The organism is Paractinoplanes lichenicola, assembly GCF_016785085.1.
GTDB classification, from domain to species: domain Bacteria; phylum Actinomycetota; class Actinomycetes; order Mycobacteriales; family Micromonosporaceae; genus Actinoplanes; species Actinoplanes lichenicola.
In genome coordinates this window covers 370,757-383,177 of sequence record NZ_JAENHO010000013.1, presented here as the reverse complement: position 1 = coordinate 383,177, position 12,421 = coordinate 370,757, and the positions used below count along the sequence as shown (strand labels likewise).

Genomic DNA, 12,421 nt, shown 5'->3' with positions numbered 1-12,421 from the left:
TGATGGCGTTGCGGCGTGGGGTGTTGCCGCGGACGTTGCATGTGGATCGGCCGTCGTCGTTTGTGGATTGGTCGGCGGGTTCGGTGGAGTTGTTGACCGAGGCGCGGGAGTGGGTCGGTGATGGGGGCCGGCCGCGCCGGGCCGGTGTCTCCGCCTTCGGCGCCAGCGGGACGAACGCACACCTGATCCTCGAAGAGGCACCGGCCGAAGAACCGGTGGCCGAGATGCCGGCGACCGAGGTGCCGGTGGTGCCGTGGGTGCTGTCGGCTCGTTCCGAGCAGGCGCTGCAAGCCCAGGCCGGCCGTCTGGCCGAGGTGGCCGGGGACAAGTCGCCCGCTGACGTCGGCGCCTCACTGGTGTCGACCCGGTCGCTCTTCGAGCACCGCGCCGTCGTCGTCGGTCGCACCACGGACGAGCTGACCGCCCGCCTTACCGCACTTGCCGGCGGTGCCGAGGCGCCTGGCGTGGTCCGCGGCGTCGCCGACGAGCTCGGCGGCCTCGTCTACATGTTCCCCGGCCAGGGCACACGCTGGACGGGGGTGGCCCGGGAGCTGTGCGACACCTATCCGGATTTCGAGCGGACTCTCGACGAGGTCTGCGCCGCGTTCGACGCGCACCTGCCGTTCTCGCTCAAGTCCGTCCTGCTCTCCGAGGAGCCCGCGGACACCGACCGCACCGACATCACGCAGGCGGCCCTGTTCGCGTTGCAGGTCAGCCTCTACCGGCTCATCACGCGTTACGCACAGCGACCGGACTACCTGATCGGGCACTCGGTCGGCGAGATCGCCGCCGCGCACGTGTCCGGCATTCTCTCGCTGGACGACGCCACCAGGCTCGTGGCGGCCCGTGGCCGGCTCATGCAGTCGGTCCGGGAGCGCGGCGCCATGCTGGCGGTCCGGGCCGGCGAGGACCGGGTCGGCGCGCTGCTCTCCCGATATGACCGGGTCGGCATCGCCGCCGTCAACGGCCCGGAGTCGGTGGTGCTCTCGGGGGCCCGGGACGCGGTGCACGAGCTGCGGGACCAGCTGGTCGCGGACGGCCTCTCGGCGAAGCTGCTCGAAGTCGGCCACGCGTTCCACTCGCCGCTCATGGACCCGATCCTGGACGAGTTCGCCGCCGCGATCCGTGATCTCGCCCCGGGCACGATGTCGATCCCGATCGTCTCGACCAGGCTCGGCCGGGAGGCCACTCTCGCGGAGCTGACCTCCGTCGAGTACTGGGTGCGGCATGTTCGCGAGCCGGTCCGCTTCGCCGACGCGGTGACGGCCGCGCGGGCCGCCGGCGCGAACGTCTTCTTCGAGACGGGACCGGGGTCGACGCTTGCCGGCCTCACCAAGGACCTGGTGGCGGGCGACACGCTGGTGATCGCCTCGGCCCGGCGCGGTCGCGGCGTGGCCGAGTCGCTGATCGACGCTCTTGGCCAGCTGCACGTGCGCGGCGGGCTCGTCGACTGGACCGCCCTCTTCGGCGCACGCCCCCGGGTGGAGCTTCCGACGTACGCGTTCCAGCACCAGCGGTACTGGCTGGACTTCCTGGCCGAGATGGCGACCACGGACGTGACGGCGGCCGGCCTCGCCGCGCCCGAGCACCCGCTGCTCGGCGCGGTCGTGGACCACCCGGGCACCGGCGAGGTGATGTTCTGCGCCCGATGGTCCGGTCAGACGCACCAGTGGCTCACCGATCACACGGTGTACGGGCGGACCGTCGTGCCGGCGACGGCATACCTGGACCTGGCGCTCTGGGTGGGCGACCAGGTCGGCTGTGCCACCCTCGAAGAGCTGTCCCTCGAGGTCCCGCTGATCCTGCCGGACACCGGCGACGTGCAGGTGCGGATCGTCGCCGACGCGCCCGACGAGACCGGGCGCCGCTCGCTGAGCGTGTATTCGCACCCCGACGACCATCGGGCCGCCACCGGCTGGACCCGCCACGCGGTCGGTTGCCTGGCCCCGGAGGAGTCGCAGCCGGTCACCGGGGGCGAGACGCCGTGGCCGCCGGCCGGCGCGACCCGGCTCGACGTGAACCTCGACGACCTGTACGACTCACTCGCGGACGGCGGGTTCGATTACGGCCCGGCGTTCCGCGGGCTGCGTGAGGTGTGGCGCCACGACGGCGACCTGTACGCGGCGGCGACGCTGCCGGAGGTCGCGACGGCCTCGTCCGGCGGTGGCTTCGGCGTACATCCCGCGCTGCTGGACACGCTGCTGCATGCCCTGGTCGCCGGCGGCGCCATCGAAGTGCAGGGCGAGAACGGCTGGATGCCGTTCGCCTGGTCGGGTGTGCGGCTCACCGGCGCCTGCGGCCCGGCCCTGCACGTCCGGCTCTCCCCGACCGGCGAGGGCGTCTTCGCGGTGACGCTCGCCGACCCGCACGGCCGCGAGGTCGGTCGCGCCGAGGCGCTGACGTTCCGGCGGGTCAGCGCCGAGCAGGTGCGCTCGGCGTCCGGCGAATCGGAGCAGGCGCTCTTCGAGCTCCAGTGGCGCCCGGTTCAGCCGGACCAGCGCGAGCCGTACGGTGGCCGATGGGCTGTCCTGGGCTCCACCGACGGCCTGGCCGACGCCGTTCGTTTCGAGTCCGTCGACGCGCTCGTCGAAGCCGGCGCACCCGGCCACGTCGTGGCGTACGTGGACGACCTCGTCACCGGGACCGGGCCGGCGGAGCGCGTCGCCGGTGCGGACAAGGCGGTGCTCGCCCTCATCCAGCAGTTCCTCACGGTCGAGCGGCTGGCCGAGTCCACCTTGGTGATCCTCACCCGGTCGGCCGTCGAGACCAGCGCCGGTGAGGGTGTCGAAAGCCTGGCCGGCGCCTCGGTGTGGGGCCTGGTCCGCTCCGCGCAGTCGGAGCACCCGGGCCGGTTCCGGATCGTGGACACCGACGACGAAGCGGCCTCGTGGGCGTGCTTCCCGGACGTGCTCGCCCGCGGCGACGAACAGCTGGCGGTGCGTGGCGGCGCGTACCTCGTCCCCCGGCTGGCACCGGCCGCGCCCGCGGAACAGCAGATCGAGCCGCCGGTCGCGGGTGCGCACCGGCTGGGCGTCACGACCGCGGGAACGCTGGAGAACCTGACCTGGATCCCGTGCCCCGAGGTGGAGGCGCCGCTCGTCAGCGGCCAGGTGCGCATCGCGGTCGAGGCCGGCGGCGTCAACTTCCGCGACGTCACCATCGCGCTCGGGCTGGTGGAGCGGACCGCGTTCGACGCGGGGCTCGGCAGCGAGGGCGCCGGAGTCGTGCTGGAGGTGGCGGACGACGTCACCGGGTTCACGCCGGGCGACCGTGTGATGGGCATCTTCCCCGGCGCGTTCGGCCGGGTGACCGTCGCCGATCACCGCCTGCTCGTCCCGATCCCCGACGGGTGGAGCTTCGCCGAGGCCGCGTCCGTGCCGAGCGTCTTCCTCACGGCCTACTACGCGCTGTTCCGCGTGACCCGGCTCGCGGCCGGTCAGCGGATCCTCATCCACGCCGGAGCCGGTGGCGTCGGCATGGCCGCCGTCCAGCTGGCGAAGTACGTCGGCGCCGAGGTCTACGCCACCGCGAGCCCCGGCAAGTGGCCGACGCTGCGCCGCCTCGGCATCGACGACGAGCACCTGGCCTCGTCGCGTGACCTGGCGTTCGCGGACAAGTTCACCGGCGGCGTCGATGTCGTCCTCAACTCGCTCGCACACGACTTCGTGGACGCCTCGCTGCGGCTGCTCGCCGGGGGCGGGAAGTTCATCGAGATGGGTAAGACGGACATCCGGGACGCCGGCCTGGTGGCCGCCGAGCACCCCGGTGTCGACTACATGGCCTTCGACCTCTACGAAGCCGGCCCGGACGCGATCCAGGAGATGTTCACCGAGGTCATGGCGCTTCTCGTCGACGGCCGGGTGACGTTGAACCCGGTATCGGTCCGGCACGTCCGCGACGCGCGCAAGACCTTCCGCGAGATGAGCCAGGGCCGCCACATCGGCAAGCTCGTCCTGGAGGTCGGCGACCGCCTCGGCGGCGGCACCGTGCTGGTCACCGGCGGAACCGGTGGCGTCGGCTCACTCGTGGCGCGGCATCTCGCCGGCGCCCGCGGCGTACGCAGCCTGCTGCTGGCGAGCCGCCGGGGCTCGTCGGCGGCCGGGGTCGCGGAGCTGGTCGCCGAGCTGGAGAGCACCGGCGCGGTGGTCCGGGTCGCGGACTGCGACGTCGCCGATCGGGACGCCGTGGCACAGCTGCTCGATACGCTGCCCGGGGCGTACCCGCTGACCGCGGTGGTGCACGCGGCCGGCGTGCTCGCGGACGGCACTGTCGAGTCGCTGACCGGCGAAAGCGTCGATCACGTGCTGGGCGCCAAGGTCGGCGGCGCGGTGAACCTGCACGAACTGACCAAGGACCGGCCGCTGTCGGCGTTCATCCAGTTCTCCGCGCTCGCCGGCACGCTGGGCACCGCAGGACAGGCCAACTATGCCGCGGCGAACGGATTCCTGGACGGTCTGGCGGGGGCACGCCGGGCCGCGGGGCTGGTCGCCACGTCGCTGTGCTGGGGACTGTGGGCGCAGAGCAGCGGCATGACCGGCACCCTGGACGAGACTCAGCTCTCCCGGCTGCGGCGCCTGGGCGTGGGACCGATGCCGACGCCGCAGGCGCTGGCCCTCTTCGACACGGCCTGCGCGCTCGACCGGGCGGTGCTCATTCCCGCGCGGATGGACACGGCCGCGCTGCGGAGCCGGACTGAGGACGAACTGCCGCTGCTGCTGCGGGGACTCGCCGGTGGCGGGCGACCGTCGCGCGGCGGTGCCCGGGCGGCCCGGGACGGCGGCTCTCGCGGGCTGCTCGACCAGCTGGCCACGCTGACCCCGGCGGAGGCGGAGGCGGCCGTCCGGAACTGGGTCGGCGAGCAGGTTGCCGTCGTCCTCGGCTACCCGGCCGGTACGGTCATCGACGCCGGCCAGACGTTCACCGTGCTCGGTTTCGACTCGCTCACCTCGGTGGAGCTCTGCAACCGCCTGGCCGCCGCGACCGGGCTGCGCCTGGCCTCGACGCTCGTCTTCAGCTACCCGACGCCCGACGAGCTGGGCCGGCACATCACCGAACTGCTGCGTCCGGAGCCGGATCCCGGCTCGGTTGAGGACGCCGCGATCCGCGCGATCCTGCAGACGGTCTCGATCGACCGGCTGCGCAGTGTGGGCGTACTCGATCAGATCCTGGCCTGCGCCGAACCGGAGCGGCCGGAGACCGAAGCGGCCGGCGTTCTCGACGAACTGGCGGACCTGGACCTGGAGGCGCTCCTGGAGCTGGCTCTGGATGAGGGGAAGAACTGACATGAGCGACACCAAGAACCCCGCGGTCGCGGGCGAGGACCGGGTCCAACGAGCCCTCCGTACGCTGATCGAGGAGCGCGACCGCCTCCGGCAGGAGAACGACACCCTGAAGGCCGGCCGCGGTGAACCGATCGCGGTGGTGGCGATGGCGTGCCGCTATCCCGGTGGCGTCTGGTCGCCGGAGCAGCTGTGGGACGTGATCCGCGAGGGCCGGGACGTCGTGACCGACTTCCCGGCGGATCGCGGCTGGCGCGACATCTACGACGCCGACCCCGACACGTCCGGCACCTCGTACGTCCGGCACGGCGGGTTCCTCGACGACGTGGCCGGGTTCGACGCCGACTTCTTCGGTATCAGTCCGCGGGAGGCGCGCGCCGTCGATCCGCAGCAGCGCCTGCTGCTGGAGACGTCGTGGGAGGCGTTCGAGCGAGCGGGCATCGTGCCCGCGGAGGTACGCGGCACCGAGGTCGGCGTCTTCACCGGGGTGAGCTCGTCGGAATACGGCACCCGCTTGCTGGACGGCGCCAGCGAAGAGCTCGAGGGCTACCTGCTGCAGGGCAGCACGCTCAGCGTCGCCTCCGGCCGGGTCGCCTACGAGCTGGGCCTGACCGGTCCGGCCGTGTCGATCGACACCGCGTGCTCATCGTCGCTGGTAGCCCTGCACCTGGCGGCGCAGTCGCTGCGGGCGGGGGAGTGCTCGCTGGCTCTGGCCGGTGGCGCGCTCGTGATGTCGACGCCGTCGATCTTCGTCGAGTTCTCGCGGCAGCGCGGGCTCGCCACCGACGGCCGGTGCAAGTCGTTCGCCGACGAGGCCGACGGCACGGGCTGGGCCGAGGGCGTGGGCATCCTGCTGCTAGAGCGGCTCTCCGACGCCCGCCGCAACGGTCACCCGGTGCTGGCCGTCCTGCGCGGCTCCGCCGTGAACCAGGACGGCGCCAGCAACGGGCTGACCGCGCCCAACGGCCGCGCACAGGAGAAGGTGATCCGCAAGGCGCTGGCCAACGCGGGCCTCTCGGCGACTGACGTGGACCTTGTCGAGGCGCACGGCACCGGCACCGTGCTGGGTGACCCGATCGAGGCCGGGGCACTGCTCGCGACGTACGGGAAAGAGCGCAAGCCGGACCGGCCGCTCTGGCTGGGTTCGCTCAAGTCCAACCTGGGCCATGCCCAGGCGGCGGCCGGTGTGGCCGGCGTCATCAAGGCCGTGCTCGCCCTGCGCCACAAATACCTGCCCAAGACGCTGCACGTCGGTTCGCCGTCCGCGCACGTCGACTGGTCGTCCGGCGGGGTCGAGCTGCTGGTCGAGGGCCGGGAGTGGAGCCGGCCGGACGGCCGCCGCCGGGCCGCCGTGTCGTCGTTCGGCGTGAGCGGCACCAACGCGCACGTCATCCTCGAGGAGGCTCCCGAGCCGGAGGCGGACGGCGACGGCGCGACCACCGCCGTCCCCGGCGGCCTGGTGCCGTGGGTGCTCTCCGGCAAGAGCGCCGCCGCGCTCGCGGGGCAGGCCGCCAAGCTGCGCGACTTCCTCGCCGGTGACCCCGGCGCGGATCTCGCCGCCATCGGCTCGTCGCTGCTCTCGCACCGCTCCCGGTTCGACCACCGCGCGGTGGTGCTGGGTCGCGATCGGGACGAACTGCTGCGGTCGCTGTCCGCGCTACGCGACGGCGACGACGCGCCGGGCGCGATCCGCGGTGTTGCCGGGAAGGTGGATGGCGCCGTCTTCCTCTTCCCCGGCCAGGGCTCGCAGTGGGTCGGCATGGGTCGTCAGCTGTACGCCTCCTTCCCGGTCTTCGCCGAGACGATCGACGAGTGCGCGGCGGCGATGGGCGAATGGGTCGACTGGTCGCTGCTGGACGTCATCCAGGGCGTCGACGGGGCGCCCGGACTGGACCGGGTGGACGTCGTGCAACCGGCGATCTTCGCGGTGATGGTGTCGACGGCCGCTCTGTGGCGGTCCTGGGGCGTCGAGCCGGCCGCCGTGATCGGGCACAGCCAGGGCGAGATCGCCGCGGCGTACGTCTGCGGCGCACTGTCGCTGCGGGACGCGACCAGGATCGTGGCACTGCGCAGTCAGGCGCTGGTCTCCCTGATCGGGCACGGCGCGATGGGTTCGGTCGTGGCCCCGGCGGATCTCGTGGAGGAGCGCCTGGCGCCGTGGCAGGGCCGGGTCAGCGTGGCGGTCGTCAACGGCCCCCGCTCGGTGGTGCTCTCCGGCGAACCGGACGCGCTCGACGAATTCATCGAGGCGATGAAGGCCGACGGAATTCAAGCCCGAAGGATTTCCGTCGAGTACGCATCACATTCTCACCAGGTGGCCCGCGTGCGTGACGAGGTGGCCACCGCATTGGCCGGCGTGGCGCCGCTCACGGTAGGGGGAACCCTATATTCGACGTTGTACGGGAAGCGTATCGACACCGGCGATATGAACGCGGAATACTGGTACGACAACCTGCGTGAAAAAGTTCTCTTCGAGCCCGCGGTACGGTCCGCGGTCGAGGACGGTTTCCGCGTTTTCATCGAAATGAGCCCGCACCCGGTACTGACCGTTCCGGTACAGGAGATCGTCGAGGAGCTCGACGACGCGCTCGTCCTCTCGTCGTCCCGGCGCAACCAGGACGAGGCCGAGGCGCTGCTCGGCTCGCTCGCCCAGCTGTTCGTCAGCGGCGGTGCGGTGAACTGGTCCGCTCTGTCCGGGCCGGACCGTCGCGTTGACCTTCCGACCTATGCCTTCCAACGGCGGCGCTACTGGGCCAACCCCGCACGTCAGGCGGTTGCGGTGGAGCTGCCGGCGGCGGCCGAGCAGGTGCCTGCGATCGAGGAGGCCCAGGTTCCGCTGTATGACCGGATCGTCGCGCTGCCGGAAAGCGATGCCACCCAGCTCGTGCTCGCGCATGTCCTCGACAAGGTCGCCGTCGTGCTGGGGCAGTCGTCCGGCGCGTCCATCAACCCCGATCAGCGGTTCAAGGAGATCGGGTTCGACTCGCTGCTCTCCATGGAGCTGAGCAAACGGCTCACCACGTCGACCGGGCTCAAGCTCCGGGCGAACCTGGTGCTGCGTCACCCGTCGCCGCGCCTGGTCGCCGGGCACATTGTTTCCTCGATGTCGGCGCGCGGCTCGAGTTAGGCCGTTGCCCGCCGGCGGAATTCGTCCCGCCGGCGAGACAAATTCCAGGTTGCGTTTCAGACGTCTTGTAGAGCTTATTCGTCTCCCGGACAGTGGGAGGTGATCGGCGGACCATTCGATTCCCGAGCAGTTGTTGAGGAGTGATTCCTGTGCCCTCGTTCGTTGCCTCTCCCGCACATAAAGGAATGTGGCTGGCGGACCGGATGGCGCCCGACACGCTGAACCACGCGCTGACGATGTGGGAGGTGGCGGGTGACCTGGACGCGGCGGCCATCCGGTCCGCGTGCCTGCACGTGCTGGGCGAAGCGGAGGTGCTGCGGGTCAACTTCGTCGACGACGGCGAGGGCCTGCGGCTGGTGGTCCGGGAGCTGGGCGACTGGCAGCCGTTCCACCTCGACCTCAGCGCCGCCGCCGACCCCGAGCAGGCCGCCCGCGAGGCCCTGACCGACCTGGTGCGCGAGCCGTTCGACGTGGCGCGGGACGTGCTGTTCCGGCTGGGCGTGGTGAAGCTGGCCGAGGACCGTTCGCTGCTGGTGATCGCCTATCACCACCTTGTCGCGGACGGCTTCGGCGCCGGTGGCCTGCTGTCCCGGCGGATCGCCGACGTCTACACCTCGCTCGTGCGGGGCGTCGAGATCGCGCCGCTGCCGTACTCGTGGGACGCCTCGTCGTTCGCGGCCCTGACCACGCAGTACCTCGACTCGGAGCAGTCGACCGAGGACGTCGAGTTCTGGCGCGACTATCTGAAGGCGGCCCCGCCCGCGGCTCAGGTTCCCCGCGTCGTCGTCCCCGACGTGCGACGGTCCGAGCTCGCCGAGCCGATGAGCGCCGCGGACCGCTGGTCCGAGGTGGCCGGCGCGATCGGCATGACCGCCCGGACGCTTACCGTCGGACGGGCCGAGGCCGACACGTGGACCGAGGCGGCGGCGGCGATGGGTGTGTGGATGTCGTCGATGCTGACCGCGGCCACCGCCGCGTTCCTGCGCCACCGGTGCGACCTCCCGGAGTTCCTGCTCTCCGTCGCCGCCGGTAATCGCTCCGGCGGCGCGAGCACGACCCCCGGCCTGGCCGTGAACGTCGTGCCGATCCGGGTGCGGGCTCCGCTCGGCGCGACCGTCGCGGACCTCGCCGACTCGATCGTCGACGAGACGTTTGAGATCTCCGGGCACACGCTCTGCCACTACTCGGACATCCAGCGCGCGAGCGGCACGACGCCCGGCGGGCGGGGCAGCTTCGGTCCCGTCATGAACGTCATCGAGTTCGTGGACCAGATCCACTTCGCCGGCCACCCGGCGCGTTACTCGGGCGCGACGACCGGAAGCTTCAACGAGCTCTCGATCGGTGTCTACACGGACGGCACCGCGGACAGCGACCTCTACATCCGGCTCGACGCGCCCGCGAGCCTCTACGACCGGGCGCAACTGCGACTGATCGGCGAGGATCTGATCGCGTTCGTCCGGGCCGTCGTGGCCGACGCCGAGCAACCGCTCGGCGCGCTCGACGTGGTCGGTGGCGCCGAGCGGGACCGCGTCCTGGCGGCGCCGGCCGACGCGGCCGCCGCGCCGGCGACGGTCACGGAGCTGTTCGCCCGGCAGGTGGCTCGCGACCCTGAGGGCATCGCGATCGTTTCCGGCGACGCGGTGGTCTCCTATCGCGACCTGGACGAGCGGTCCGACCGCGTGGCCGCGTCGCTGCGCGGCCGGCACGTCGGTGCCGAGACGGTCGTGGCGATCCTGCTGCCGCGCTCGGTGGATCTGGCCGTCGCCCTCCTGGGCGTGGTCAAGGCCGGCGGCGCGTACCTCGCGATCGACCCGGGGCGACCGGCGGACGAGATCAAGGCGCGGCTCGGCGCGGCCTCGGCCGGGGTGCTCATCGTCGCGGCCGAGACCGCGGCCGAGACCGCCGTCGAGACCGAGGCGACGACGCTGCTCCTCGGTGACCTGAGCACCGGCGCCACCGCCGATGACCTGCCGGTTCCGGTCCGCCCGGACAACGCGGCCGCGGTGCTGACCGGCTCCGGCCCGGTGGACGCGGGCGCACCCCTCATGATCACGCACCGGAATCTGTCCCGCTACGTGCTCGACCGGCACCGACCCGGGCTCGGCGCCGGCACCACGCTGTGGCACTGCTCCCCGGCCGCCGACGCGCTCGCGTTCGAGCTGTGGGCGCCGCTGCTGCTCGGCGGCCAGGTCGTCGTCGCACCGGAGGCGGAGCTGGACGGCGCCACCCTCACCGCCCTGCAGGCCACCCACCGCATCTCCCGCGCCTGGCTGCCGGCGGCCCTGTTCGCGGCCGTCGCGGCGGACCGCGCCGGCGATCTGGCCGGGTTCACCGAGGTGTGGACGCAGGCCGACCAGGTGCCCGTGGCCGCGTTGCGGCGGGTCCGGGCAGCCTGCACCGGACTGTCGATCGTCAACAGTCACGGTCCGGCGCAGACCGCCGCGTCGGTCGGCGGTGTGACGGACAACGAGGCGCCCACCTCCGCCCGCTACGTGCTGGGTCCGGGCTTGGCGCCGGTACCGGCCGGCGTGGAAGGTGAGCTGTACGTCGCCGGGCCCGGTGTGGCCCGCGGCCTCGCCGGGCGGCCGGGTGCCACCGCGGAACGCTTCGTGGCCTGCCCGTTCGGCCCGGCGGGCGCGGTCATGTACCGCACCGGGGACCGAGTCCGGCTGGCGGCCGACGGCCGGCTGGAACACCTGGGCCGTGCCGGTGAACGCGCGCGGCTGCGCGGCGCCGAGGTCGACACCGGCCACATCGAGGACGCGCTGGCCGGCCATCCCCGGCTGGCGCAGTCGCTCGTGGTCGTCCGCGAGGACGGCGCCGGGCAGGAGCACCTGGTGGCCTATGTGGTGCCGGCGACCGGCCGGGCCGCCGATCCGGGCACGCTCGACCCGCGCACCGAGCTGACCCACGAGGAGCTCAGCCGCTTCGTCGCCGGGCGGGTGCAGGAGTCGCTGCTGCCCTCCGCGTTCGTGGTGCTGGACCGGTTGCCGCTCACGCCGGGCGGCCGGGTCGACCGGACCCGGCTGCCGGAGCCCGAGATCCACGAGACCAGGTACCGGGCGCCGCGCAATAACACCGAGGAGGTCCTGGCGAGGCTCTTCGCGGACGTGCTCGAGCTGGGCCGGGTCGGCATCGACGAGGACTTCTTCGACCTCGGCGGCAACTCGCTGCGGGCGATCAGGCTGGTCGGTCTGATCCGCACGGAGCTGCAGCTGGAGGTCTCGATCCGCACGTTGTTCGCCGCGCGCACCGTCGCCGGTCTGTCGGAGCGCAAGCAGAACCTCACACAGTCGAGCCGGCCGGCGTTGCGGCGCCGGACCAAGGCCGGTGCGGTCGTCTGAGCGACCCGCTGGAGAACACCTGAAACGGCGTCGACACGCGATGCCGCATACCCAAGGAGAATTTCGATGTCTTTGACGAAGAAGCCGGCGAAAGCGGTCTTCGCGGTCGCGGTGGTGCTCGCCGGGGCGGCGATCAGCCCCGGCGTCGCCCAGGCGGTCAGCCCGGTCGCCCTGGTGGCTGAGGCCAAGCCGGCCCCGATCGCCGCGCTGGAGCCGCTGAGCTCCCTGATCGGATCGTGGACGTGCAGCGGCGTGACCACCGGGTGGGACGGCACCCGGACGCAGTTCGACACCACCTCGACCGCCAAGTTCGTCCTCAACGGGAACTGGCTGCGCTGGCAGGAGGCCAGCACCAGCAACGGCACCCCGATCGGCTCGGCCGAGTACTTCTGGGGCTGGGACGCGCAGCAGAACCTGTTCACCGTCGACCGCTACGACGACGCCGGTCAGCGCGGCAAGCAGACGACGCCCGGCTGGGTCGGCGACGTGCTGACCTCGACCGGCGACCTGGTGCAGCCGGGCGGTTTCACGATGTCCCTGACCACGACCATCACCAAGACCGGCAAGAAGGCATTCACCGTACGGGCGGTGGCCGACCTCGGTGCCGCGGCCGGTAACGCCACCGTGGTGTCCGAGTCGGCCTGCACGCGGTGACGGCGGGTCGGATCCAG

General features: G+C 72.3%; 4 protein-coding genes. All 4 read left to right on the top strand.

Annotated elements, in window-relative coordinates; translation table 11 throughout:
- Nucleotides 1-2 precede the first annotated feature (2 nt).
- The 4 genes from JKJ07_RS39070 to JKJ07_RS39055 all read left to right on the top strand — a co-directional run bounded on the left by JKJ07_RS39070 (nucleotide 3) and on the right by JKJ07_RS39055 (nucleotide 12,404).
- Nucleotides 3-5,282, top strand: a complete 5,280-nt coding sequence (locus tag JKJ07_RS39070) for a type I polyketide synthase (protein ID WP_202997042.1) — start codon at nucleotides 3-5, stop codon at nucleotides 5,280-5,282.
- A 1-nt stretch (nucleotide 5,283) separates the two neighbouring features.
- Nucleotides 5,284-8,406, top strand: coding sequence for a type I polyketide synthase (locus JKJ07_RS39065; protein ID WP_202997041.1), 3,123 nt, complete (start codon nucleotides 5,284-5,286; stop codon nucleotides 8,404-8,406).
- 140 nt (nucleotides 8,407-8,546) lie between these two features.
- Nucleotides 8,547-11,750, top strand: coding sequence for an AMP-binding protein (locus JKJ07_RS39060; protein ID WP_307834635.1), 3,204 nt, complete (start codon nucleotides 8,547-8,549; stop codon nucleotides 11,748-11,750).
- A 66-nt stretch (nucleotides 11,751-11,816) separates the two neighbouring features.
- Nucleotides 11,817-12,404 (top strand): DUF1579 domain-containing protein, encoded by a 588-nt coding sequence (locus JKJ07_RS39055; RefSeq protein WP_202997039.1) that lies wholly within the window; start codon nucleotides 11,817-11,819, stop codon nucleotides 12,402-12,404.
- Nucleotides 12,405-12,421: the final 17 nt, after the last annotated feature.